The organism is Pseudonocardia adelaidensis, from assembly GCF_039543345.1.
Taxonomy (GTDB): Bacteria; Actinomycetota; Actinomycetes; order Mycobacteriales; family Pseudonocardiaceae; genus Pseudonocardia; species Pseudonocardia adelaidensis.
Map to the genome: position 1 here is coordinate 75,770 of NZ_BAABJO010000020.1, position 26,350 is coordinate 102,119.

A 26,350-nucleotide genomic window follows, 5' to 3' on the forward strand; every position below is an offset into this window, starting at 1 on the left:
CAGCGACATCGGCTTCTCGTGCCAGATCCACACCGTGACCGGCGGGGCACGCGCAGCACCGCCACCGGTCATGGGCTGCTGGGGTGTCGCGTCGGATAGCGGTTCGACCGGCGAACCGTGGCCGGCAGCCGCAGGCGCCGCCATCGGTGGCATCCCGTCATCGAGGCCGCGACCGCCCCGCCGCTCCAACTCCTGGTTGGCCCGAAGCGCCATCCGATCGAGCCCCTCGAGCAGACCACCTCGGCCACCGAGGACGTCGTCGTGCACCACCGGGTCCGACACGACAGGCTCACCCAACGTCTTGGCGATCTTCGCCAGCTTCGTCCGCATCTCCTCGAGCTCGGCCTGGAGCTGCCGCGCCTGCTCGGTGAACACGATCGCCTCACGGGCAGAGGGCCTCGGTTCGACGAACGCGACCACCAGCCGCAACGTCATCTCGGCGGTTTCCGCCACACCGCGCGCGATGTCGACGGCCCTTCGGCTCGTGCCGGGGCCCTTCCGAACCTGCAGGTCCAGAACCCGGTTCAACTCGTGCGCATCGTGGATGTCCTCGCGCATCCGAGCCACCAGAACCCCGGTGTACAACGCGGCAGCATCCAAACCCCGCCACAGCTGCTCCGACGGAACGACCGGATCCAGCAGGCGGGCCACAACCTCGTCCAGCACGTCGTGCGCGCGTCCCAGCTCCGGGGTGCCGCGTCTCGCGATCCCGCCCAGTGCACCGGTCGCGCTCGGCACCGGGATCGGGAGACCGTCGTGCACCAGGAACAACACCATGAGGTCGCCCAAGCCGAGCTCGACGAGCAACGTCCGCAGCTGTGCCGATCCTGTCGCGCTCATCACGGCGTCGCGCCGTCCGCCGCCCAGCCTCGAGCTCGACGGGCTGTACCGCGGCAGGAGCGAACTCATGACGGCGGGGAGCGTGATCTCGCCCTGGAAGCGAAGCCTGGCGATCAGCTCGCCCACCTGGGCCCGCTGGTGGACCTCGAAATCGATCGGCGCCCCGTCCGGCGTGAACGCGATCACCGAGGGGTCGACGGGGTGCATGGTCCGGGACAAGCCCACGGCGATGGGCAGCCCCATCGCCGCCAGCCCACTAACTGCGGCACCGGCATCGCCGGCCTGAGCGGCTACCACGAGGACACCCGCCATCACGGCCGCCGCAGCAACCGCCCGGCCGAGCCCACCGAGCACCCCCGTTGGGCCCCGGGTGGTGCGCCCGCCCATCTGCGCCTTCAGCAGCCACCACGACCCGACCAGCACCGCGACCACCAGCACCACCTGCGCCAGCGCCTGCACGAAGCCCGCGAACGGGCCGTTGAGCGCGAAGGCGAGGCCGAGCAGGGATGTGCTCCCGTGCGTCCGGCCGGACCGGGGCTCCGCGGCGGCGTCGGGGTCGATGGGGGCCGCGACGACGGTGATGTTGTCGTGACCACCGCGCTCGTTCGCGAGACCGGTCAGAGCGATCGCCACACCCTCCGGATCCGCGAATGCGAGGCGCTGGTCGGGCATGAGCTCCGCGGCCCTCCTGGACAGGTAGCGGGTCAGCCCATCGCTGGCCACGTACAGCACCCCGGGACTGGTCACCAGGAGGGTCGCCACGTCGGGTCGCCCGTGTTCCCCGCCTCCGCCGGCCCAGCGACGGATCGTGCTGCTACCCGGATCGGCGTGATCCCGGGTCAGCTGCTCGACGCCTCCGCTCTGCACCCAGTAGGCGCGGCTGTCACCGACCCAGCCCACCGTCACGTGCACACCGGACCCGTCCCGGTAGACCACTGCGGCCACGAGCGTCGTCGCCGGATCCAGGTCCAGGCCCGCGGCGACCACCGCCCCGTTGGCGGCGAGGATCGCCTCCCGCATGCGGGCCTCCGGCTCGTCCCGCGTGGTGATCGGCTGCCCGGCCAGCAGGTGCTGGGTCGCCGTCCGGGCCGCGATCAGCGCCGCCAGGTGCGAGTTGGTCGACATCGTTCCGAACGGCGTCGTGCTCACCCCGTCGGCGACCGCGAGCACCAGCCGACCGTCCGCGGTGCCACCGGCGAACGCGTCCTGGTTCTGCCGCTTCCGGTTACCGCGGTCGGTGACGGCACCCGCTCGCGCCACACCGACACCGGCGTCGGCTGCCGGCATCTGCGCCGTGACCCGCTGCTCGTCCACCGCGTCGCCCGAGTCGACCCAGGCTGCCGGTGGCCCCTCGTCGTCCGGGGTGCCCGGGTCCGGGGTGATGCGGCGCATCCCCAGCGCGTCCTGCACGAGCGGGTTCGGCACCTGCACGAACGCCAACCTGTCCGCCTCCGCCGCCAAGCGGGGGGCACCGCGGTCGCGCGCCACCTGGCCGACCGCGTACGCCACCGCGGCGACCGCGTCCCCCTTCACGATCTCCTGGATCGGGAGGTATGGGTCCTGCCGCCACACCTGCCGCACGACCTCGGGGTGCAGCGGCGCGAACGGGAACGGACGACCGGCGACCGTGACCGTCAGATCGCCGGCTGCGCCGACGCCGACGGTGATGGTCAGCAGCTTGCCCGCCACGTCCCGCTCGGCCTCGTCCTGGAGCTCGAACCTCGCGTACTGCCCGAGAGCGGCAACGAACCCCTTGCGGGCCTCGTCGAGGCTCCACCTGTCCCGTCCGACCTGAGGCTGGATCAACAGCCCGGCCTCGAACAACGCGTCGAGGTAGCCGAGCACCGCTTCCCGCCACTGGCCGCCGACCTCGTCGCGGACGCGCTCCCGCAACCCGGCGATCTGCTTCAACGCGAGCCGCCCGTCACGCTTGTCCGCCACGAGGAGCAGCTCGTCGACGTTCCGCGCCGTCAGCCGCGCCAGCACCTCCTGCCGCCATGGCGCAGCAGTACCGGCCCCGACCTCATTCCCGGGTGACACCAGCCGCTCCGCTAACACTCCGACCAGATGCGCCTGCAACGGCGAGAACCCGAGAACCTCCCGGGCCAGGAACTCGACCAGCTCGTGCGCCGCGATCCCGGAATCGACCAGCGCCTCGCCATCGCGGCGAGAGGTGAAGATCTTCGCGGTCCCAGCCGTCTCGTCGTACCGGTTGCCCCCGCGCACGGGCAGATCCACCAGACCGTCCAGGTGCAGCGACAGCAGCTCGAAGAGCTCAAGCTCCGGCAGTCCCCACCACGGGTCCGCCCGGCCGGCCAACCAGTCCGCCGCGACACCGACCAGATCCGCCACGGCCTGCTCGGGCACCAAGCCGCCGGCCAGGAGCTCCGGGAACCGGGCCGCGTAGCCACGACCGATCCCCCGCCGCCGCAGCGCGGACTGCATCGCGCCCGCCAGGGCAACACGGTGGTGGCCGCCGAGGCGAAGCCCCTCCATGTCCCGGATGAGGTCCGCGGAGATGTCGGAACCGAGCGGCGCGCACAGACCACAGCCGGGCTCCGTGCGCTCCCTCGAGTGCTCGTCCTCGTCCTCTGCCGTAAGCCGCGCGAGCACCGCCCACGCCGTGACCAGGCCCAGCATCGCGCCACCGGCCACGAGCATGAGGCTGAGGAAGCCGATGCCGTTCAGGCCGAGCACCTCGACCAGTACCGAGCCGCCCAGCAGGAGCAGCATGGCAGCGCCACCTGCCATCCAGGCCGCGAACAACATCCGCGGCCCGGCCCGGTCCAGCCAGCGCTCGACATGCGCGAACCTGGTTCCGACGCGACCCGACCAACCGCCGTGCCCGTTCGTCCCATCCGTTCCGCCGCCCGGAAGTACCGGAGGACCGCGCACCAGGATCGTGGAGAACAGCCACGCCAACCCGGCCACCGCAGCCCCGGTGATCACACCCACCAGGACTGGTACCGGCAACGCCCAGCCGAAGGCCGTGACCCCGCCGCCTGCACCGCCGCCGAGGACGAGCAAGATCCCCGCGCCACCCGCGAGCAGCCCACCGCGACCCGGCCGGCCGAGGGGTTTACGTGGTCCGCGCGGCTCGGTCGGTGTGCCCCCGGACCCGGCGAACGGTTCACGCGGTCCGTGTGGCTCTGCCGGAGTGCCCTCGCCCGCGATGGGAGGCGTGGAGCCCTCCTCGGGTGTGGCTTCGCGGCCGGTGTCGTCGTGTCGGGCGGTGACGCGGCGCAGGATCGCCAGGGTGAGGAGTTGTGCGGCCAGACCGCCCTGCACGTCGAGGCGGTGGAGGCGAAGAGCGCCGGAGGCGTGGGCGACCAGTGCATGCAGCTCGGGCTGTGTGAGCCCGTCGGCGATGCCGGCCCGGTCGAACAGGTCGATGAGCGCGGCCGGCATGCCCGGCAACGTCGCCACGGCGGCCATCTCCATCACGCCGGACTCGACGAGCAGCAGGTCGGGTTGAGCGGCGATCCGTTCGCCCAGGGACGCGGCTTCGTCGGCGCTGAGCGTTCCGGCCTCGACCCGGGAAGCGAGGATCGCGGGCAGCGCGGCTTCGAGGGCCTTCTGGATGTGGTCGACCGTGAGGCCGGCGTGCATCTGGATGGCGAGCTCGCTCGCCCGGCGCCGATCGGCCGCGGGGGAGTCCTCGGACGCGTCGCTCTCGGCGGGGTGCGCACCTTGCGGGGCGTCGGTTCCGGTGACCTGCGCACCGGCCGCGGCCCGGAGCGACCCGGCGATCCGGGCGCGTCGGTCGGTGACCTCGCCGTTTCGGATACCGAGCGAGGCGGCGGCCTTCTCGATGGCGACGCCGTCCACCCAGGCGAGCAGCAGGTCGAGTTCCCCGGTCGAGAGCATCCTCAGCCCGGGAAGGAGCCCGATCGCCTGCACCAGCTCCAACGCCTCGGAGTCGACGAGCTCCGTGGCGTTCTCCCGCTCTCCGCTCAGGCGCTCCCGCAGCAGGCCCTCGATGGCCTGGCGGGCGGCGGCGAGCTCGCCGTGGCCGAGGCCGAGCTCAGCAGCGACCTCGATGGTGGCGGTGATCTGGCGGCCGATCGCCTCGTACCGGCGCCGGGTCGCCTCCCACGGCGTCAGCTCGACGCGGGCACCCTCCGGGAGGGTGGCCAGCAGGCCCTCCAAGCTGCTCCACGCGAGGGCGAGCTGGCGACGCTCGAAGTCCGGCGCGTCCGGGCCGCTGTCGGCGTGCGCGAGCCGGCTCAGCACCGCGGCGGCCAGCCCGGCGGTGGTCCGGGTCTGGGGGCCGCCGCTCCAGCGGCGCCCGTCAGAGTCGTACGTGGTGGCGGCGCCGGTAGCGAGCGCAGCCATGACCCGGGCGGCGTCCTGGTGGTCACCGGCATCGGCCAGCAGCCGCGCTCGCTGCAGCGTGCCGGTCGTCACCCCGACGTCGCTCGCGGCCACGGTGGTGGGGCGACGCGACGGTGTCGTGCTCTCCGCGGCGCCTTCGCTGCGGATGTCGTGGTATCGCCGCAGCGCCGCCTCCTGGCGGGCCCGGGCCGCGCTCAACGCGGCCTGCGCGACGTCGACGGCGGCGTCGGCCGCGCCGGCGCGAGCGCGGGCCAGCTCGGCGACCACCCGGTCGCGGGCCGCCACGACCTCGTCACTGATCTGGTCGAATGCCTCCGCGGCGGCCAGTGCGCGCTGCTCATGCGCGGATTCGAGCGGGCGGCTCCCCCGGCCGTGCCGCGCCGAGGTGGACGCACGGGAGGCGGTCGCTGCCGCGACAGTCCTGGCGATGGCCGGGTTGCGGTCCACCGCCTTGATCTGCTTGATGCGGTCGGCCGCGGCGTGCTGCTGAGCCCGCTCGAAAAGCTCCAGCGCCCGCTTCGCGAGCGCGCCGCGCAGCCGGCCCGGGTCACGCAGCTCGGTGGCCAGCGCCGCCCCCTCGTGCTGGGGCACGTGCTCCTCCATCAGCTGCAGCACGCGCTGGGCACCCTCGCCGTCGAGCACGCCACCGTGGGCCTCGACGTCCTGACGCAGCGCCTCGACATCGGCGCGTGGTGCATACCGGTCGAGCAGGTCGAGCACCCGCTGCTGCCGTTCCCGGTGGTCGGCCTCGACGTCCGCGCGCAGCGCGTCGACCTCCGAGCGGGGGGCGTGCTCGTTGAGCGTCTCGTCGGCGAGCGACAAGACCTTCTCGAATTCGCCCGGATCGCCGTCGCGCGCACCGCGGCCCCTGACCTGGACGTCGCGGCGTCCGGTGTCGCCATGGTGGCCGGCGACGACGTACAACCCGCCGGCGTCGGCCACTGCCTGCCTGTCCGCCTCCAGCTGCTCGGCGGCCATGTTCAGGTGATCCGGGTCGCCGCCGAGCTTGATGTCGATCGCCCGGCCACCCGCCTGGGTCGCGACCATGGCCGCACCCACGCGGCCCGCCCCGGCGATCGTGTCCGGCTCGACGACCGCGCGCTCGATCAGGGCGCTGATGACACCGGGCTCGACACCACGCTCGGCCAGCAGCCCGGCAAGGGCCTCGCTCTGCGGGATCGACAACACCACCGCCTCGACCGGCTGCCCACGCCCGACGCGCTCGACGACGCGGTCCGCGATCGCGGTCAGCTGTGCGGCCTCGTCGACGTAGACGGCGGTGCCGTGATCGGTCAGCTTCGGCTCGGGCGCGTCGACCACCTCGACGCGCATCCCGTAAATCTCCGAGAACAGCTTCTCGTCCGACTTCGCGCTCGCGGTCAACCCGGCCACGGCGCCGTCGTAGAGCTCGAGGTAACGGGGCCGGGTGATCGTGCGAGTGGTGCGCTGCGCATCCCGGACCGGCAAGCCATGCCAGGCCTCGAGGAAACGCTGGACGTCGCCGTTGAACCGCATCTGGGAGTCGGTTCGCCCGCCCGGTTCGTCGAGGACCTCGATCCGGCCGGCGTCGTCGTGAACGATGTACGCCCTGTTCTGCCGGTAGACGTCGCGGACGGCGAGGGCGTACTTGACCGCCGCGCGCTGTCGGGTGCCATACGCGCGTAGCGCCTGCTCGCCCGCGACTGTCAGCCGTACCCGACCCTTGTCGTAGGTGTAGTGGACACCGAGCTCCAGTGGCCGCGCCGCATCCACCGCCGCTTCGACGTCCGCGGCGCTCCGGCCCTGCCGCGCCTCGGCCGAGTCGGACAACACGGCCGGGCTCAACGCCTTGTCCGCCGCCAGGTCGTCGAACTCGTCACCCACGTACCAGCGATGGCCGCGCTGCACCCGACCCGCGGAGCCGCTCCCTTCGTCCCTCAGGTAATCCCACTCGAACTCGATGGCCTTACCCACCGTGGCGTCCATGTCGTACTGCGCGCGCCTGTCCGACTCGGAGAGACCGTCGCGCAGATGTCCCACCGTGATCCCCAGGTGGCGCAGCACCCTGCGGTGCGCGGCGGCGTGCTTCGCCGCGGCCGGATCGTCGTGCGTGGCGACGTGGACGCCACGCCCCTCGAGCGACAGCCAGCCGGCGACCATCCCTTCCGGCAGGGTCTTGCCCGCACCCGCGAACAGCTGGACGACGAGACCACGGACCCCGTGCGGCAGGAGCGCCAGGGCCTTGAACCTGTCGAACGCGTCGCGCTGGTACGGGTACAGCGTCTGATTCGTGGCCCGGTCCAGCGCGATGTCGTAGAGGCCGGCGTACTCGGCGTGCGCCGTCGCGAGCGACTTCTCACCCGACCGGACCTGCCGTGCCAGCTCCTCCGCCTTCGCGGCCAGGTCCGGGCTCGGCGGCGCGTCGTCACCCTCGAAGTGCGAACGGGTGGCTTCGCCGGGGCGAGCCGTGCCCGCGTTCCTCGTGGTGTTTCCCTGCGGCGCCGGGGGTCCGTGCGCGCCCTCACCGCCGTCCATGTGCCCAGGCACAGGGGCGTGGCCGTCGTCGGGCCGGTCGACACCAGGCCGCCGCGGGTCCGGCCCACCGGATCCGGCTCCGGTGCCCGGGTCGATGCCGCCGGGCTGGGAGCCGCCCGAGTCACCCCGGCCGCTGCCGGCGCTCTCCACGGTCCTGCCAGGGCCAACCGGGGCGGGGCCGGTCGGGTCAGCCGGCGAGCCCGGCGCGTGCCCCGGATCGTCGACGTCACCTGCCCGCGCCGGTCGGCGCGAGCCATCAGCGCGCCGGTGCGCGTCGCCGGTGCGGGCGTGACCGGCGCCCCGGGACGACGGCGCGACACCATCGGCGGCGGCACGTGCGGTCTGTCCTTCCGCACGACTCGGCCCGGTCGCTGCCGCATCGCGGGCAGCCCCGGACGGAGCCCCGGCCTCGGTCTCGGGCCCGGAACTCGCGACCACCCGCGGCGGCCTGCGCGCACCCGCGGCGCCGACAGTTCCGGAACCGGCTTCCGCCGGCCGGTCAAGTGCGACCCGTTGCCAGGCGCCCACGTTCGGGCCCCGCCGCGTGTCGGGCGCCGCGGCGCGTGAGCCGGCATGGGGAGGGTCGGTCTGCTGCCCGACCGCGGGCCGCGCCGAACCGCCGATGGCGGCACCCGGCCCATCCGCCTCACGCCGGCCCTGCGCGACGGGTCCCGGCTCGACGGGATCGAGGCGGGCGCCCTCCGAGGATCGGGCCGGGGCCCTGCCGCCGGGCCCTGCCGCCGGGGCCGCCCCGCTTCCCCGCTCCGCCACGGCGGGTCCGTTCTCCGACCCCCGGGCAGGCCCGGTCTCCCCATCCATGGGCGCGCGCGCCCCAGATCCGACCGGCTCGACACCACCGGCCGCTGCGTCGGCCTCCTGCGCGCCGTCCCGCCTACCGGCCGAGGCGGCAGGCTCGGAACCGTCGCCGCTCAGACGCGCCGACTCGCGCGGCCGTTGCTCGCCGTCGCCGTCGGCGTCCCGGCGTCGCGCACCGAAACCACGCTCGGGCGGCGCGGGGCGACCATCGCTGATGTGGACCGGTTCCTGGCCGTCGATCTGCTGGACGGCCCTTATGTTCTGCACGTGCGGGTCGCTCTCAGGGAGCTCGCGCCCGTCGTCGAAGTAGCGGGCCCGGCCATCGTCCACGGTCGCGTTGAACAGGTGGTCGCGCTCACCGGGCGCGCCGCGCGACCACACGATGAACCCGCCGCGCTCGACCGTGCCCGCCTTCTGCTCGAACCGACCCGAGTCGGCCTCCTGGAAAGGCTGCCCGTACCTGGTCTCCAGGGCGTCGACCGTGTCCGCACCGCTCCTCTCCGTCGAGGACAGCTGCTCGGACGGCGGGGCCGGCCGGATGCCGTGCTGGTCGTTCCGGTACTTGTCGGCTCCCCGGACCGCGCATGCAACGCACCTGCTGGGGTTGGCGGTGGATGGATCCGCCAGGTGGACGCTCGCCGGGACGTCGGCCGAACCTGGTCGTGCGGCCTGGCTCCGGACCGCCGACGGCCCGGGGTGCGCGTCGGCGCCGCGCGGAACGGGGTGCGCGGCGATCGCGTTCCCCGGCGCGGCCGCCGCCGTCCCCTGCGCGCGACCGGCCCGGATCCCCGCCGCGGCAGGGCGGCGCAGACCGAACAGCCCCCGGGCCGGAGACGCCTGTCCTCCGATCCGGAGCATGGGCGACAGCGGCGCGGCGGGGACGGCCAGTGGCTTGACCGGGCCCAGGTTCTTGGTCATCCGGTTATGGCCGGCGTTCATCACCAGCACGGGTGTCAGCGACTGTGCGGTGTCGGCGAAGAGGAAGTACACCGAGTCGGCCTTCTCCACCGGGCTGAGCTCGGACCACCGCGAGATCACGTGGTAGTTCGACTCGGCCATCGCGTACGTCGCCGTCGTCGCCGAGGCGGTGAACAGCTGGCGCTGGATCAGTGCTGTGCGTTGCGCCCGGACGCCGGCGCTCACGGCGGCAGCCGCCGCGCCCCCGGAGTTGCGGACGGTTGCGGTCGCCACCGCCGCCGGGCTCAGGAACGACGTCGCCACCGGGCGGGCCAGCGCACCGGCACCCATCAGGGCACTGCTGCCCAACCCCAGCCACACCGCACGCGCCTCGGCGTTGGTGAGCGGGTTGACCGGCTGGCCGTGATCGACCCGGCGCGCGATCTCCTCCACCCCGCGGCCCACGCCCCACCCGACGGAAGCACCGACCAGCAGCCCCCCCGCGCCGGCGCCCACCCCGGTGACCATCATCGCACCGCCGATGAACCCGACCACCGGCATCGCCTTGTCCGTCACCTTCTTCCAACCCGGAGTGTTGCGGGCGGAGTCGGTGCGCAGCCCCAGCTCGTCGCCGGCCGACCGGGTCAGGTCACCGGGAGCGGTGATCCAGCCGTCCTCGGCGAGGACGAGGTTGTTGCGGCGGAACTCGTCGAGATCGTCGTAGTCCGCACCCGTCTCGTCGATGAAGACGTAGTCGCCGTCCTCGTCCTGCACGCGGTAGAGGGCCCGCCACTCGTATGCCCCGATGGAACCGCCGGATCCCGGCCTCTGGTAGAGGTACGAGACCTCTTCCACGGCGGAACCCTCGCGACCCTCTTCCCGGATCGCCTGCTGGACCTCCTGCGGCAGCTTCCCCACCTCGGCGCGGCCCAGCTTGTTCGGGTCGAACCTCTTCATGTACTCGCTCGCCGGCCCCGCCAGCGACAGCTGGGTGATCTGTTCCTCGCTGAGCGAGGCGAAGTACTCGCCCATCTCCGTGTGCTGGCGGCGCGGATCGAAGGTGGGCCGGTTCGCCGCGTAGGTGAGCGCGAGCGAGGTGTCGGACATCCCGGTCGACGGGTACTTGTGCAGGCCGAGGACCCCGGGCGTGTCCCGGGTCGCGCCGTAGCGCGCGTCGGCCAGGTCCCGCAGCTTGGAGAGCGCAACGACGGCGTCAGCACCGCCTGGGCCAGCAGCCCTTCCGGCCGCCGTCAGGACGCCGAGATCCCCCACTTGGCTCTGCAGGCCTCCGGCGAGTCGCTTGTCGCCGGCCGCCCGGGCCAGAGCGATGTCCACGGTGCGCAGATCGGCGAGGTCATCGTCGAGGTTCGCCTGCACCGGAACTGTCGCCTCGTCGAGCCAGTTCCCCTCTGTCTGCAGGTACCAGGCCTCGCCCTGCAGCCTGGTGCCCTGGGCGGATGCCGCCCGGCCCTGGCCGTTCAGGGCGTTCCAGCGCCGGTCGTTGGAGGCGACACGGGCCTGCAGAGCGGCGTGCTCGGGCTCGAGGGCGGCCAGCGCCGCCTCGTTGGCGAGCATCGAGCCCTGCAGCGCGGTGAGGTTCCTCGACGCCTCCCGCAGCTCGCCCGCGGTCGGCCTGCGGTGCGGGTCGTAGCTGGGCACGAGTTCCGCGACGACCCTCGAGTCGGACACGACCTTCGCCTTGTCCTCGTCCAGACCCGGTTGCGCCCAGACGTGGCGGGCCAGCTCGTCGGTCACGCTCGGGTTCTTCGCCGCGTTCTGCTGCCGGGACCACAGCCGGTCGAGCTGCTTGCCGTAGCGGCGCAGGAACGACTCGCTCGGAGTGTCACCGCCCTCGGCCCGGTAGGCGGCCATCATCTCCTGGTACTCGGCGTCGAAGCCGGCCACCAGCGGGGCGCTGGTGCTGTGGCGGAGCAGGAACGCCGGCGCGGTCTTCTTGTCGGCGGGCACGTCCGCGCCGAGCCCGGCCAGCCGGGCATCGCGACTGGTGATCTCGTCCGCGACAGCCTCCATGTAATCCTGGCGGCCGCCGTCGCGGGCGAATTCGGCCGCGGCCGGCGCGATGCCGCGCAGCCGCGCCTCCTGGTAGGCGAGGTCACCGGCGCGGATGGCATCTGCCTGCAGCGCGCGCTCGGCGGCAGGAACCGCATGCCGCACGACGCGCTCGAGCTGGTTGTCCGGGACATCCCTGATCCCGGCGGCCTGCCACTGCTTGCCCGCCACTCGGCCGGCGCCCGCCCGGTTGTCCGCCTGAGCCAGCTCCAGCCGCGCCACCTGCGCCAAACTCCCGCCACCGGGAGTCGCTTTCTCCTTCTGGAGCAGGTAGGAGGGCAGCTCACGCTCGCGCAGCACGGAGGAGGCGGGCACCGCGTAGGTCTTCGGCCCCTGATCGGTCCGGACCGTCTTGAAGTACTCGCCACTGTCGTTGCTCGTGATGCCCGGCCGGTAGACGTCCCTGGGGAGCGGCTTCTGCATTTCCCGCACGACGGCCTGGTTGTAGTCGTAGACGGCGCTGCTACGGACGTGGCGGATCTGCTGCGGGCTCGCCGCGTCGCCCAGAGCGGCGCGCAGACCCTTCTCCGCCACTCCGGCCGAGTCCCGCTGGCCGCGGGCGAGGCTGTTGTCCATGTGCCGGTAGGCGCGCTCGAGCACGTTGTCGGGTGCGCCGAGCGCGGTCACCCGCTCCGGCGCCCGCGCATCACGGGCGGCTCGGGCGATGCCGGAACTCGGCGACGTCGCCCGGGCGGCCGCGATCCGTACCGTGACCTTCTCGACCTCGGCGCCTACCTGGTCGGCGTAGTCCTGCCGCGCGTACTGCCCGACGGCCCTGGCCACCGCCGGAGTCCTGCCGTGGCGTAGCGCGTTGTCCCGGGCAAGCAGGCCGTACCGATCGGCGTTGACCCCCAGTCGGTCCTTGGTCACGCGGGCGAGCACGTTGTCGGGGACGTCACGCTGGGCCGCCTGGAAGCGGTGCGCCTGCTGCGAGGCCACGGTGGACATGTTCGTCTTGAGCTGCTGGTACTCCCGCCGGTACTGCACGGCCGCCCGCAGCTCGGACATCGGCCCCCGCGCGGCCGTCACGACCTTCCGCAGCGGCACGCCGTAGTTGTCGGCTGTCTTGGCCACGTGGTCGTAGTAGGTCGCTCGGGCGTCCTGACCGGCCGCGGCGGCTTGCTGCGGCCCGGCGCCGCCGGCGCGAGCCCGGCTGTAGGCGGCGTTCTGGGCGCTGCGGGCCTCGCCGCCTGCCCGGCTGCGCGCATTCGCCGAATGCCGGTGGGCGATCTGGATCTGGTTGTCCGTGACGTCCCGGCGCTCGACCCGCTCACCGGCGGCGATGTCCCGACCGGTCTGGTCGGCTCTGCTCTCGGTCTCCGCGTCGAGCCCGCCCGCCGTCCCACCACCCGAGGTCGTCTGCGGCGCGAGCTTCCAGCCCGCCGGCGCGAGCATGGTGAACACCGGCGTGGACATGGACTGGCGGAAGTTCGAGCAGTCACCCGTGCACTGCACGTCGCCGCCGTTGCGGTAGAGCCCGCAGCCGTTGCCGCTCGAGCCCGAGCAGTCGCCGAAGCGGCGGGCGTTCCAGATGCCGCCGTCCTGCGAGTAGTTCTGCTCCTGGGTCCAGCTGATGTCGAACTCGATGTGGGCGGCGTAGGACTTCTTGCACCGCGCGTTGTTCAAGCACGCCACGTTCGCCACCGCGTAGCCGTCGCCGGCTTCCGCCTGCGCCAGCACCCAACCACCACCGGCGCCCATCCGACCGCGGCCGGAGTCGTGCGCGTACGCCCTCGCCCACGACCCCGAGGGGTGGGAGGCGTAGTCCGACGACGTGACCGACCAGCTGTAGCCGCAGCTCGTGCCGGCACTGCCTCGGCACGACGCCGCGGCCTGCGCGAACCCGTTCGCACTCTGGGCCGCCGCGGTGGTCAGGGCGTAACCGCCGCCGAAACGTCCCGCCTTGTGGCCGACCGCGACCGCCCGAGCCCCGGCAGCACGCGCGTGGCTCTCGGAGCGGTAGGAGTACGAGCAGTGCGAGCCCTTCGAGCCCGTACACGTCGCACCGGCGAGGGCGTAGCCGGCACCCGCAGCCACCCGGCTCGAGCTCGTGCACCGCCCGCTCGCGCCTGCCGTGCATGCCGAGCGGGCGGTGGCGGAGCTCCGCATTCCCGGCCCGGACGCCCGGGCGCTGCCCGTGGTGACGGTGCGGCAACCGGTGCCGGCGCAGTCCGCGACGGCCTCGGCGAAGTCCTTGCCCACCGAGCCGGCGGCGCCGGCCTCGCAGGCGCCTGTCGCTGCGCACGTGGCGGTGCCCGAGGCCCGGACCTTCGCGCCCGCCATCGAGCGGGTCGTCGAGGTGGTGCGGGTGGCGCAGCCGGCCGCGCTCCCGTCGTCACACGTCGCCGAGGCCTGCGCGCTGGTGGCGGCGAACCGCTCGTCCGGCGCGGCGCCGGGAGCGGACACCGACCTGGTGGTACCGACGCTGATCTGCGCCCGGCACTCGGTCGTCCCGACGCAGCGGGTGCTCGCGGTTGCCGTGCTGAGGCTGCTCTGTCGCGGCGGCCCGGCAGCGGCCTTCGCGCTACCGGTCACGGCGCCGGTGCAACCGGCCTCCGGGCAGTCGATCTGGGAGCTCGCTCCCCCGGTGCCCGACATGCCGGGCCGCGGCTTGCCCTTCGCGTCGAGCTGGCCGGCGTCGCGCCGCGTGGAGACGGTGGCGTCGCTGCCGACCGCGCATCCCGACGCGGCTGCGGTGCAGGTGCCGGTGGTGGTGGACCGTCCCGGCAGCCCGGCGGTGGCGCCAGTGGTGCGGGCGGTGCAGCCCGGTCCGTCGCACTCCGCGGCCGCGGAGGACTCCGCCAGGGTCGCCGGCGCGCTGGTCACCGGCTTCCTCGCCAGCTCGGCTGCCCGCGCGGCGGCCTTGAGGGTCTGCTCCGCGGAGGTGGCCGCGGCGGTGGCCGCCTTCTTCTGTTGTGCGGTGGCGCCGGGCCGGGCGGCGGTGCGCGCAGCCTCGGCCGCGTCCCGCTGCGCCTGCGCGGCCTGCTCGGCCAGCTGCTCGGCGTCGTCATTCTGCTGTTCGGCGACGATGTCGGCCACGACCTGGCCGGACGCCGCGGTGGAGCTGGTCTGCGCCCGGCAGCCGGACCGGCCGCTGGTGCAGGTGGCGCTGGTGGCGGAGCTGCCCTGCGGAGGACCGCGGGCCCCGTTCACCCGGTTCGTCGCGGCCGGGCCGTCGGAACCGGCGGCCGTGCTGCGCGCCGTGCCCGAGCAGGAGGCACTGCCCGCGCAGTCCAGGGTGGCCGAAGCCATCGTCCAGCTGGAGGCACCGGGAACCGTCGGACCACCCGAGTTCGCGCTCGACCCCGGCGCGGTGGGCGCGGGCGGGGTCACCGGCTGGTCCGGTCCCGCCGCCTGGTCCTGCGGCTGCCCGTCCGGCACCTGCTCCTGGGCTTCCCCGGTGGTGCCGGAGGCGACCGTCGCGTTCGCCGTGGAGCGCTGCTCCACCAGCGGGGCGATGCTGTTCGCATCCGGCCCCGACGACGCCGCCGAGTTCGTCACGGCCTGGCACACCCCGCCGCTCACGCCCTCGCACGAGCCCTCGGAGTGCGAGCCCCGCGGATGTGCCGAGACTGGCGGGTCGGTGGCGGTCGCCGCGCTGGCGACCTTGCCGGTGCAGCTGGTCTCACCCTCGCAGGTCATCGCCGCCCCGGCGGCCGATGCCGCCGACGGGCCTGCCGGCATCCGGGCCGCGTTGACCTGCTGGCCCTCACCAGCCAGGGCCAGTGCCGCGCCGGGGCCGCTGGAGGCCTGTGACGTCGAACGGACCTCGCAGCCGCCGGTGGCGCCAGCGCAGGAGGCGCTGCCCTGCGATGTGCGCGGTGCGCCCTTCGCGACCGCGCCGTCCCGTGCGCTGGTGCTGGTGTGCACCGTGCCCGAGCAGGTCGTGCCGGCCGCGCACTCGAGCGAGGCGTTCGACGACGACGTCGACGAGGGGCCGCGGGCCGGTTGGCCGGCCACCGGCCGGCCGGTGGCCGGGTCGGTGACGACGAAGTCGGGGGCGCTCGACGCGGCCGAGCTGGCCTCACCGGAGCAGCCACCACCGGTGACGGTGCAGTCGGTGCTCGCCGTCGTGCCGCGGGCGTGCGGTGACACCCCGGTGTCGCGCGCGCTCGTCGACGACGTGGCGCTCCCACCGCAGGGCCCGGCACCGCCGCTGCACTCCACCGACCCGGTCGCGTGCGACACGCTCACCGGCCCCGACACCGCCGGAGCGGCACCGGCGGCGGTCGCGGTCCCGGAGTCGGCGTCGCGGTCGGCCACGGTCGTGTCGGTCGCGGCCGCGCAGCCACCGCCGGCGCCGCGCGCGGTGCAGGACGACGAGCCGGTGCTGCTGCGGACACCGGTGACATCACCGGACGCGGTGCCGGTGCTCGTGCTCGACCCGCGCCCCACGCACGCCGCCGTCGTGCAGTCGACCTGGGTGCCGGCGTTGCTGTCGGCGGTCAGTTCCCGGCCGGTCGAGGGACCGGGCCGGCCGGGAACTGCCGCGCGCCACTGCCGGATCTCAGGGGGCACGGACCCAGCAGCGTCGTTCACACGGGATCCGGCGTTGCTCACGCAGCCGCCGCCGGTCGCGGTGCATGTCGAGGACGCGCTCGTGGTCCGCACGGGCGCCGGCCGGCCCGCGGCCGCAGGGGTCCCGGTCACCTTCCCGGTCGTCTTCGCGCCGGCCACGCCGCCGCACCCAGTGGCGTCGCCGCAGTCCACGCTCGACGTGGCTGAGCTGGAGGCCGACCCGCCACCCGGAGCCGGCTGCCCGAGCCGAGCCGATTCCTGCGTCGGCTCGGAACCGACCGGACCGTCGATCCTGGTCTCGCTGGAGCCTTCGCACGACCCGCCGCGCGCCGTGCATGTCGCGGCACCGGTGCTCTGCCGCGCCGCGCCGGCCTGGGCTCCGGCGGCCGTCCCGCGCGTCGCGATCGCGCCCTTGCCGCTGCATCCGGCGCCGCAGTCGACCTCGACCGAGGCTTCGCTGCCGGCAGCCGCCTCATCGGCATCGGCGCCGCGGGAGCGGCTCTGCGCTGCGCATGCCCCGCCGGCCACCGAGCAGTCAGCGGTGCTGCCCGTCGCCGACCCCTTCGTCGCGGCCGCTGTGCGTGCCGCCGCCGGACTGGCGGTTCCGGCGTCGCTGGAGGTCTTCGCCGATCCGGTGCAGTCGCTGGCGGTGGCGCAGCCGACCTCGGCGTCCACCACGGCCCCACCGTGCTCGCCCATCTCCACCTCGCTCGAGGCGCGGCAGCCACCACTGCCCTCGCAGTGGGCCGCTCCACTGCCCCGCACCGGCGACCCGGTGCCGTTCGCGGCCGCGGTCGTGCCGGCCGCACGCGTCCGCACGGCGTCGGCGCGATCGGTGCCGGACCCGGTACTGGTGCTGTCGCAGACGCCACCACCGGACATGCACTCCGCACTCGCGCCGTCCCGGGTGGCGGTGCTGCGCTGCCCGCACGCCCGCGCGGCCCCCGAGCACCGCGCGGACGCGCTCGTCACCTCACCGTCGGCGCCTCGGCTCGTCGCGCTGCTGCCGCAACCGGTCGCGCCGCAGGACGCCGCGGCCTTCGACGTGCCGGCACTGGAGGACGTGCCGCATCCCGACACCCCCGACAGCCCCACGCACCGATCGGAGTCCCGCTTCCCGTCGGCGGACTCGCTCACCGACCCGCAACCGACGAACGCACCGTCCGAACCACACCGTGCCGCGGCGCCTTCGCCGTGCAGGTCGTCCCCCGACACCGTCCGCACCTCACGGCCGGTGCGGGCCATCAGCTCGTCGGTAGCCGTGTAGACCCGCTCGCGCTCGGCCTCGAACGCCGCCACGTTCCGCTTGTGCGCCGCCGCCTTGACGGTGCCGGCGGCAACCTTCTTCCCCTCGGCGGTCAACTGCTTCTGGCGCTGTGCCAGCCCGCGCTGCCCGTCGACGACCTCGTCGACCAGCCCTGCGTCGTCGGCGGACAGCTGCGCACGGTCCGCGGCGACCCGCCGCTCCAGCGCCTTGTGCGCCGAGGCCCGCTTGTTGTAGGCGGCCTTCGTCGTCTTGCCCGCGGCGAACTTCTTCTCCTCCGCCGCCAGCGCCTGCTTGCTCTTGTCGACCTGGATGCGCCCCTGGAGCACCCGCTCGGTCAGCTCCGCGTCGGCCTCGTCACGGCCGGGGTCGTCGTCTGCACGCTCCCGATCGGACGGAGGCCCACGCTCGCTCAGCAGCGACACCTGCGGCGCCCGCACCCGCGACCTCGCGCAGTGGCCGTTCTTGGCGCAGGCGCCTGCGCGGCGGTCGGCGACCGCGGGGGCGTCCGTCAGGGGCTGGGCCCGTTCCACCTGCCCGCCGCGCACGGTGCCGTCACGCTGGACCCGAGCGAGGGCGCCGCCGAGCTCCTGACGCGCGCGCTGGACCAGGCGCCGGACCTCGTCGTTGGACACCCCGGAGCGGTCGACCGCCATCGTCACGGCGTCGCGCACGATCTCCCGGACCGCCCCGCGCACGTCGGCACCGATGCCGGCGTGCCCGCGGCCCTGCTTCCGCTCCGCTGCTGCGAGGGCGTTGCGGACCGCCTTGCGCTGCGCCCCGGCACGTTCCTGCATGCGCTGCTTCCCACCGCGCGCGAGCGCCTCGTCACCGCGCCCGAGCGCCTTGGCGCCGCGCCCGAGCGCCGCTCGGACCGCACGGGCGGCGGCGCCGCGCCGGACCCGGTGGCGGTCGGCGTCGCCGCCGGCGCGTTCGGTCAGCCCGGTCACGCGCTCGATCACGTCGGCGGCGATCCGGGTAGCGGCGCGCCGCGCCCGTGCGTCGCCGCGGCGGCCATCGCGCGCACCGTCCCCGCGCCGCACCGACTCGCGGACCGCATTGCGGACCGCCTCACGAACGTGCTTCTGGATCTTCGCGCGCAACCGGTCGGCGTCGGCGCGAGCCTGCTTCGCCGCCTCGACGACGCGCTCGCCCCGTCGCTCGTCACCGACGCCGTCGCGCTTCCGGTCGGTGTGCGGTCCCAGGACCGAGTCGCGCAACCCGGCGAGCCTCCGCCGTGCCTCCTCGCGGCTCACCCGGTCGGCTCGCACAGCCGCTCCCCGCGCCTGCCGCCCGCCAGAGCGAACCCGCTCCAGCTCCTGCCCGACCGCGTCCCGAGCGCTCGCCCCGGTCTTGCGAGCATCCGCCCGCTGCCTCTTCACCGCCGCCCGCACCCGCTCGGCGACACCATCGCCTTCCCGCGCCTGCCGCCGCTCGCCGGAGCGAACCCGCTCCAGCTTCTCCGCGACCGCGTCCCGAACCTTCTCCCGAGCGCTCGCCACAGCCCTGTGAGCATCCGCCCGACGCTCCTCCGACCCACGCAGCCCGTGCCGCGCACGGTCAGCGGCCCGGTCCGAGGCGCCGCCATCGCGACCGTCCCGACGGACCCGGTTCGCGCGCTCCGCATCGCCCTTCTGGACCCGCCGGGCAGTCGCCCGCTCGCGTGCGTCGTCGCCCGCCTCGTCGTGGACGGCCGCACCACTCGCGCGGGCGGTGTCGCGCCGCTCGCCGCCACTGCGCGCGCCGTCATCACGACGGTCCTTCGCCTGCTTCCGGGCGGCGCCCTCGGCGTCGGCATCGCGTCCCTCACGCGTGTGGCGTCGCGTTCCGCCGGCCCGCTCGTCGTCGCGATCCCGGTTCGCGCGCCCCTCGTGCGCGGTCCGCCGCGCGTCCGACCGCCGGTCCTCGCTCGCACGCGCCTCGCCGAGGTCGGCGCCACGCGAGCGGCCGTCGGCCTCGGCACCCTTCTTCTCCGACTTCTTCTGCTTCTTCTGCGCCTTGTCGCCGGAGTCCTTGTCGCCGGAGCCCTTGTCCGACTTCTTCTCCTCCGACTTCTTCTCCTCCGACTTGTTCTCCGACTTCTTCTTCTCGGACTTCTCCTCGGACTTCTTCTCGGACTTCTTGTCCGACTTCTTCTCCGACTTCTTGCCGGCGCCGGAGTTCGAGTCGCCCTTGCCGCCACTCCCAGACCCCGAATTACCTCCCTTCGCCGGGGCCTGCAAGGCGCTCATGGCCGGAACGGCGACCGCGGCAGATGCGGGTGCGGCCGCGAGGAACGCGGTTCCGAGCCACAGCACCACGACGGCCCCGGTGAGCCCGAGGGTCCATCGCAAAGCGGCCCAGATCCGATCGCGTACCGACCACCGCAACCGCACGGCGGCGACACCAGCACGCACGGGGAGGCCTGGGGCCTCACCGTCGCGAGCGGACTGGTGCCACATGCCGAACCAACTTTCCTGCGTCGGAGAACGGTCGCACTGAGGAGAAGAGAAGGCACAGGCGCGAACACCTGCGCGGCGGCAACCAGTACCTGCCGGCCGTTGCCGCGAGAGTTCCCAGTTGCGACAGCGTCAGCAACCGCGGAATGCTCCGCTCTGCCCCGCCCACATCGGGAGTGAGGGGCCGCGGATCGCGTTGCGACCAAGTCGAGCAACGTCGTCCGGTGCCCTCAACCCCCGCGCCGGGAGATCGAGACGCCGGGAACGCTACCACCGCGCGCCACCGACGAGAAGTCAGCGGAAAGACAGATGTCTACATATTCTGGCCACCCGCGGCCCGGCGTCGCCGAGGCTTGGACCTGCAGCTCAAGGCAGCAGGGCGCCCGACCGGCCCGCCCCCACGGACGCCGGTCGACGACGTAGATCGTCGCGCGCAAAGCCGCGACGTCCGGCGGGATCGGCCTCGATTCGAATTGCGCCACCGCGAAGAGGAACTCGCCCTTTTCGAATGGCTCGACCTCCTGCCACGTCACCGCGATATCCGGGCGACCGGCGGAACCACGACTGGCCCGAACGTCGATAGCCGGAACTCGGACCCCGCAAACGGGTGTGGCCACCGGCCGGCACCCGCGCCGGCTTTTCCCGGCGACCCACCGAGCAACTCCTGCCGTCGACCACGGCCCGCGGTGAACCCGCGCATGGCGTCGCCGCGTCGGGAGGATCCGGCACCGGGAACGTGCCGGATGATCAGGAGAATTTCGGCCGGATTCGACCACGAATGCGTCGTGGTCGCACGGCTGCCGTTCGACAGGAAGCCGTCAATCTTCAGGTAGCTTTCACCAAGCCTTCTGCACGCTCTCAGAAGGCTGATCGTCGCCTGACCGAAGACATGCCGCCCACACCGGGGCAGCGGCCGCAAGGGCGGTCGACAACGCTCTGATGCGATGCGACCTTCGACCCGAAACCGCGCCGACGATCCACCGAAGCGGTTCCGCCCATATGCGAGAGTGGTTCCGCAGCCCGCTGGACGGAGTGCGGACGACTGGTAGCTTGGCCGCGGCGCGCATACGACCAGTCGACGCGCGCACTCCGCAGCGGGCGCCCGCGCCCGACATGACTCATCCGATTCAGTGCGCGCGAGCGAGGAGCCGACCGCATGTTGAACCAAGCGATCGCCGTGATCAACGGTAAGGGTGGGACCGGCAAGACCAGCATCACGGCGAACCTCGGCGGCCTGTTCGCCGCGGCCGGCTACCGGACGCTACTGGTCGACATGGACCCGCAGGGCAACCTCGGCAGAGACCTGGGGTACCTGGAGACCGGGCGCTCCGATGGCGGTCGAGCACTGTTCAACGCGGTGACCACGGGCACCCAGCTCGTCCCGCTGCGCGAGGTGCGCGCGAACCTCGACGTGGTGGCAGGCGGCGACCTCGTCGAGGACATGGCAGCAGCCCTCTACTCCCGGGGCACCCGCGGGCAGTCCGTCGCGACGGCGATCCGCGACGCGCTCGCTCCGCTCGCGCGCGACTACGACCTGATCCTCCTGGACTGCCCGCCCGGCAATCGCGCGCTGCAGCAGATGGCGCTCGCCACCGCCCACTTCGTCGTCATCCCGACCAAGGCGGACGACGCTTCGCTCGACGGGCTCATCCAGGTGGCGAACCTGTTCGCGAGCGTGCGCACCGAGATCAACCCCGGGATCGAGCTCCTCGGCGTCGTGCTGTTCAGCATCGGGGCGCGGTCCCGGAAGATCGCGCTGCGGGCCCGGTCGACCGTCGCCCGTGACCTCGGCGACCCCGACCTGGTGTTCGACACCGAGATCCGGCTCGTCGAGGGTCCGGCGCAGGATTGCCGGCGCCTCGGCAAGCTCGTCCACGAGGTCGAGGAGCAGCTCGGCCATGACCGCAGCTTGCGGTTCCAGATGCTGAGGGCCGCGCGCCGATCCCGGAAGGACGAACCCCGTCACGCCCCGGGGGGCGCGCTCCAGGGACTGGCGGAGTCCGCTCCACAGCTCGCCGCGGACTACCACCGGCTCGCCGAGGAACTGTCCGGCCGCCTCCAGCTCAAGTCGAAGGTGCCGGCATGACCGAACCCCGACGGGACCTCTCGGCGCTACGCGCCGGACTCGGCGGCATCCGCGACCTCCGCCAGCAACCTCCCGCCCCGCAACTCGACGACCAGCATCCGGTCGGTCGTGCCACCGGCGAGGCGCGACCACAGCGGCAAGGGCGCAAGCCCGCGAAGCCGGCCGCTCCGGCTGCCGGCAAGAAGCTCATCCCGGTCTACCTGGCCGCCACCACGAAGACCCGGCTCGAGCACCTGGCCCGGACCGGCGACGTCACCCTCACCGAGTGGGTGCTCGACCGTCTGGACGAGTACTACGACGACCTGGGTGATGTGTTCCGGCCGGCCCCGCGGCGGCGGTCGCCGCTGCCACCGCGCCAACGGACGATCAGACAGCGCACCGAGGCGTCCTCCATCGTGCAACTGCGTCTCACCGGCGCCGAGCTCGCGGCGATCGAGAAGCTGCGTGAGCAACTCGAGGTGCCGTCACGGTCCGCCCTGCTCGCCCGCGTCATCGAGCTCGGGATCGAGCGAGCCGAGCGCGGGCACGGCGACTGATTGGGCTGCAACCGCACCGAGAGCCTGCCAGGCAGCCCGATCGTGTTGCGAAACCGCGTGACGCCCCGGCACTTGCGCGCCACCTGGATGAGGTCCTGGTTGCGCATCAGCTTCGAGACCGCGGCGGCCATCTCCGGCGTGAGCCCGGCGCGAGCGCGGCAAGCACCAGCGTGGTCACCTCGTAGGACAGCAGTGGAACCCGCCCACCGTCAGGTGCAACACCGCCGCGAACGCCGCCGCGTCGTAGGGGTCCACGATCAGGCGTGTGACCTCGTCGGACGCGTAGGGCACGACCGGATCCTCGAGGAACACGGTAAGAGGGAGGTCGGCGAGCACGGCGCGGGCCGCGACCCGCTCCTCGGCGCTCACTGCGGCGACTCCGCCGAGCTCGTCACCGGACCGGGCCGACCCGCCGTCGCGCGACCGGCGGTGAGCGAGTCGAACCGATGTGTGCGACCACGGACCGTCGTGCTGAACCGCATCTCAGACCCCTCCGCGCAGGACGGGTCCCGGCGGCCGGCCCGCCGGCGAACCTCCCGAGCGCGAACGGCCCGAACTCGGGCGCCGTCACGCCGTGCAGCACCTGCGGTGCGAGCGCGGCGGCGGTGGCCGGCGCGAGCGTGAGCCCGAGCGTGCCGTGCCCGGTTGCGGTGAACACCCCATCACGACCGGGCACGGGACCGATCAGCGGCAGGCTGTCCGGCGTGGCCGGGCGCATTCCCGCGATCGCCACCCCGTCCTCGACGGGCTCCCAGTCCCGCAGGTAACGCCCGGCGGACGCTGTGATCCGCCGTAACGCCCTCGCACGCACATGATCACGCCGAACGCCGAGCTCGAACATCCCCGACAGGCGCAGGCCACCGTCGAACGGCGAGCAGGCGAGGTTCGCCTCGATCAACTTCACCGGGTGCACGGGCACCGTCCCGGTCCCGCTCGCCGTGACGCTGTAGCCCGTGGCGGGCAGCAACGACACGCGCACCCCCACCCGGCCAAGCAGCACGACCGATTCCACACCGGCCGCGATCACGACGCGGACGGACGGGAGAGTTCTACCGGAATCCCCATGCGCCTCCTGCTGAGGGTCTGTTGCCGGCGGCGTATGCGGTGGTGCGTGATCGTGTCGGGTCTTGTTGGTGCGGCGGGCGGACGACCTGAACTGGGGGCCGCGTCCATGCAGTACCAGCTGGAGGCCGGGCTGACGATCGCGGTGACGGGGCTGGCCCTCGGCGCGCAGCTGATCGTAGATCTGGCGGACGCGGACGCGGACGCGGACGCGGGCGCGCCGAGCACCGGGCTGATCAGCGCCCGCATCTCGGCTGCGCACCGCAGCGAGCCGGGAAACGGCCGGCGCACGTGCACGCGGTGCGAGAACGCCTCCGGTGACCCGACCAATGCCACGTAGGACGGCGCCGCGACGACGTGGCTGGCCCGCACCAGCACGCCGAGGTCGTGCCAGGCGAGAACGGCCTGGGCCAGTGTGGCGGCGTTGGACGAGATGAACGCCAGCGCGTCGCCCGAGCTGATCGCCACCGGCTCGACCCCACCGACCGCCCACGGCCGCTTCCCACGCCCTTGAACGGGCCGCACGCGCGCACGAGTTGGCGACCGGTACCGGGGCGCCCAGCGCCTCCCGGACGACGGCCAATCCCCCGCGGTAGGCGGCCCAGCGCAGCGACACCAGCACCGCGGGCCGCTGCGGGTCGACCCGGGTGAGTCCGGTCAAGAAACCGGACAAGACGGCGGCATGGATATCGCTAGGATCACCTGCGTACTTGGCCCTCAGGATCCGGGCGACCCGGGTGAGCACCGGCAGGGCCATGCCCGCGGCGGCGACCGTCCAGGTGCCCCCCTCAGCACGGGAGCGGCGCACAAGATGCGCCCACACCACGTCGCGCACCGCCGGGGAACAGCCGCCGGCAAGCAGCCGGGCGCGCAGCTCATCCAGCGGGATCAGCTGATCCGGCAACCCCTCGATCACCCGGGCATCAACCAGGTCGCCACAGTCGCCCACGCGGACGTCCTCGGGGTCGATCCGGGCGTGCTCATTGCCGCGATCGCGAGCGGCGGTGTTCTCGCAAGCTTCCTCTACGGTGGCGTCGCGGTTCCGGGACGGCTGTCCGTCCATCTCGGCGTCTGCCTCGTCGCCTACGGCGTACTCATCGCGACGATGGGGACGACACCCGGGCTACTGATCAGTACGATCGTGCTCGTGCTGATCGGCGCCGCCACCGGGCTGGCCGACACCATCGAAAGCCTGCTGGTCTCCAAACGAACCCCGGCCGCGGCCCCGGCGCAGACTCACGCCTTCTCGGTCTCGTCACGGCCAACTGGCTCGGCTTCGCGGTCGGAAGCGCGGTGGCCGGAGGTCCGACCCAGCACCTGTCGGTCGGTTGCGCGTACCTCGCTGGAGGCGTAGCCGCGCTCTTGGCGGGTGCGTCCATGTTCGCCGGACGCTTCGCGGGTCATCCATCCGCCTCCCGCACACGATGAGCGCCAGGTCCCGACCGTCGGCGCGCCAGCCGTCCGCCCTGTGCCAGACACAGCGCCGGTGGTCATGCTAGTGGGTGCGCAAGACGTTGTGCCTGCTGGGCTGCGCGCCCGGCCGACTGCCGCACGAAGTCGCGCCATGCTGCAAGCAAGGCCGGCAGCGGATCGGCCGGATCGGGCGGGCCTCCCGCACGCAGCCGCTCTATAAGCGCATCGTCGGCACGTACCGCGTCCGAGTCCTCCGGGCTGATCATTATGGAAGCCTTGCTCGTCACATCGCCCAATACGTGGGAGTACCCCCATAGCGTCGACCGCTACCGCTCGGCTCTCGGTTGGTCAAGGACGGTCTGGCGGGGCCCCGTGGCGGTGCCCGTTCGTCGGGGTCGATCGGTAGATCCGGGCAGGATCGCGTACATCCGGGTTGAGTTCGAGGTGGACCAAGCCGACGTGGGCCGCCACCCACCCACGCACCTGTCGGCGGCGCCTGAAAACTCCCCTTTGCGGCAAGTGAAAGTTGACCCCCTCCACAAGATCGTTCTCAAGGTCTGGAGGTGCTGAGCGTGGAGGACTGGGCGAGATCCGCCGGTTGCACCGGTCGGAGGGGTTGCCGATCAAGGCGATCGCCCGGGTGATGGGGTGTTCGCGCAACACGGTGCGGGCGGCGCTGGCCGCGGATGGGCCACGGAAGTACGAGCGGGCCCCGGCGAGGTCGGTCGTGGACGCGGTCGAGCCGCGGATCCGGGAGCTGCTGGCGGCGTATCCGACGATGCCGGCGACGGTGATTGCCGAGCGGATCGGGTGGACGCGCGGGTTGACCGTGCTCAAGGAACGGGTTCGGGAGCTGCGCCCGGTGTATCTGCCGCCAGACCCGGCCTCGCGCACCAGCTACGTGGCCGGGGAGATCGCCCAGTGTGACCTGTGGTTCCCCCCGATCCAGTTGCCGGTCGGGTTCGGGCAGACCCGCCAGCCGACCCAGCTGCCGGTGCTGACGATGGTGACCGCCTATGCCCGCTGGCTGCTCGCGGTGCTGGTCCCCTCCCGGAAGGCGGAGGATCTGTTCGCTGGCTGGTGGCAGCTGCTCGAGCAGCTGGGCGCGGTGCCGCGGGTGCTGGTCTGGGACGGCGAGGGTGCGATCGGCCCCGAAGGTGCTGGTCTGCCGGCCGGCCGACCCTGAGGCCAAGGGCCTGATCGAACGCGCGCACGACTACCTGGAGCGCTCGTTCCTGCCCGGACGCGCCTTCGCCGGCCCGGCGGAGTTCAACGCTCAGCTCACCGACTGGCTGGCCGTGGTGAACCCCGGCCCCGCCGCGCGCTGGGCTGGTGGCGGCGAGCGTGCAGCGTGTCGCCTGGGTCAAAGCCCAACGTGAACTGCAGTCCAAGAACCGGCTCGCACCACGCCGAGCGGCCCGCCTGGAAGCCCTTCGAGGCCCGCAGCTTGACGCTGGTCACCCTGGCCGCTGCACCGCCCGCCCCGCGAAGGGTCCGGGCCGACGTTGACCCGCGCCGAAGCCCACCTCTCGTCCTCGCCCGCGCTACCAGACCGGAACCG

General features: G+C 73.3%; 8 protein-coding genes and 3 pseudogenes (1 of these 11 only partly in view). 5 read left to right on the forward strand and 6 right to left on the reverse strand.

Annotation, left to right across the window (positions count from 1 at the left end):
- Together ABEA81_RS24815 and ABEA81_RS24820 are read right to left on the reverse strand one after the other, a co-directional pair.
- Positions 1-19,587, reverse strand: the beginning of a protein-coding gene (locus tag ABEA81_RS24815; protein WP_345607722.1) for an MFS transporter. 24,969 nt of this gene lie to the left of the window's left edge; only the first 19,587 of its 44,556 coding nucleotides appear in the window; it begins with the start codon at positions 19,585-19,587; the stop codon falls past the left edge of the window.
- Positions 19,588-19,922: 335 nt separating this feature from the next.
- Positions 19,923-20,225, reverse strand: a complete 303-nt coding sequence (locus ABEA81_RS24820; RefSeq protein ID WP_345607723.1) for a hypothetical protein — start codon at positions 20,223-20,225, stop codon at positions 19,923-19,925.
- Positions 20,226-20,848: 623 nt separating this feature from the next.
- Here ABEA81_RS24820 and ABEA81_RS24825 point away from each other — a divergent pair.
- Together ABEA81_RS24825 and ABEA81_RS24830 are read left to right on the forward strand one after the other, a co-directional pair.
- On the forward strand, positions 20,849-21,778 hold the full coding sequence (locus ABEA81_RS24825) for a ParA family protein (protein WP_345607724.1): 930 nt from the start codon (positions 20,849-20,851) through the stop codon (positions 21,776-21,778).
- Positions 21,775-22,314 carry a hypothetical protein gene (locus tag ABEA81_RS24830; RefSeq protein ID WP_345607782.1) on the forward strand — a complete coding sequence of 180 codons (540 nt, stop codon included), beginning with the start codon at positions 21,775-21,777 and terminating at the stop codon, positions 22,312-22,314. The genes ABEA81_RS24825 and ABEA81_RS24830 overlap by 4 nt, the downstream gene beginning before the upstream one ends.
- 53 nt (positions 22,315-22,367) lie before the next feature.
- Here the strand turns inward: ABEA81_RS24830 and eutB (ABEA81_RS24835) are convergent.
- From eutB (ABEA81_RS24835) to ABEA81_RS24845, 3 genes and pseudogenes are all read right to left on the reverse strand, one after another.
- Positions 22,368-22,445, reverse strand: a pseudogene (gene eutB, locus ABEA81_RS24835) (ethanolamine ammonia-lyase subunit EutB); the annotation flags it as partial.
- Positions 22,446-22,488: 43 nt separating this feature from the next.
- A complete protein-coding gene (gene eutB, locus ABEA81_RS24840; RefSeq protein ID WP_345607725.1) occupies positions 22,489-22,683 on the reverse strand; it encodes an ethanolamine ammonia-lyase subunit EutB in 195 nt (64 codons plus the stop codon).
- Between the two features lie 22 nt (positions 22,684-22,705).
- Positions 22,706-23,341, reverse strand: coding sequence for an NAD(P)/FAD-dependent oxidoreductase (locus tag ABEA81_RS24845; RefSeq protein WP_345607726.1), 636 nt, complete (start codon positions 23,339-23,341; stop codon positions 22,706-22,708).
- 84 nt (positions 23,342-23,425) lie between these two features.
- On the opposite strand from ABEA81_RS24845, the gene ABEA81_RS24850 reads away from it, so the two are divergent.
- Positions 23,426-23,716: a hypothetical protein gene (locus ABEA81_RS24850; protein ID WP_345607783.1), complete on the forward strand. Its 291-nt coding sequence runs from the start codon at positions 23,426-23,428 to the stop codon at positions 23,714-23,716.
- Here the strand turns inward: ABEA81_RS24850 and ABEA81_RS24855 are convergent.
- A pseudogene (locus ABEA81_RS24855) lies at positions 23,611-23,880 on the reverse strand (aromatic amino acid lyase); the annotation flags it as partial. The gene ABEA81_RS24850 and the pseudogene ABEA81_RS24855 sit on opposite strands and share 106 nt — an antisense overlap.
- Positions 23,881-24,187: 307 nt before the next feature.
- Between ABEA81_RS24855 and ABEA81_RS24860 the strand changes: the two are divergent.
- Both ABEA81_RS24860 and ABEA81_RS24865 read left to right on the forward strand, forming a co-directional pair.
- On the forward strand, positions 24,188-24,730 hold the full coding sequence (locus ABEA81_RS24860) for an MFS transporter (RefSeq protein WP_345607727.1): 543 nt from the start codon (positions 24,188-24,190) through the stop codon (positions 24,728-24,730).
- A gap of 622 nt (positions 24,731-25,352) precedes the next feature.
- Positions 25,353-26,119: pseudogene (locus tag ABEA81_RS24865) on the forward strand (transposase); the annotation flags it as partial.
- Positions 26,120-26,350 lie beyond the last annotated feature (231 nt).

Coding starts and splice junctions, on each gene's coding strand:
- ABEA81_RS24825 (WP_345607724.1), top strand. CDS start 20,849: ATGTTGAACCAAGCGATCGCCGTGATCAACGGTAAGGGTGGGACCGGC.
- ABEA81_RS24830 (WP_345607782.1), top strand. CDS start 21,775: ATGACCGAACCCCGACGGGACCTCTCGGCGCTACGCGCCGGACTCGGC.
- ABEA81_RS24860 (WP_345607727.1), top strand. CDS start 24,188: ATGCGCCCACACCACGTCGCGCACCGCCGGGGAACAGCCGCCGGCAAG.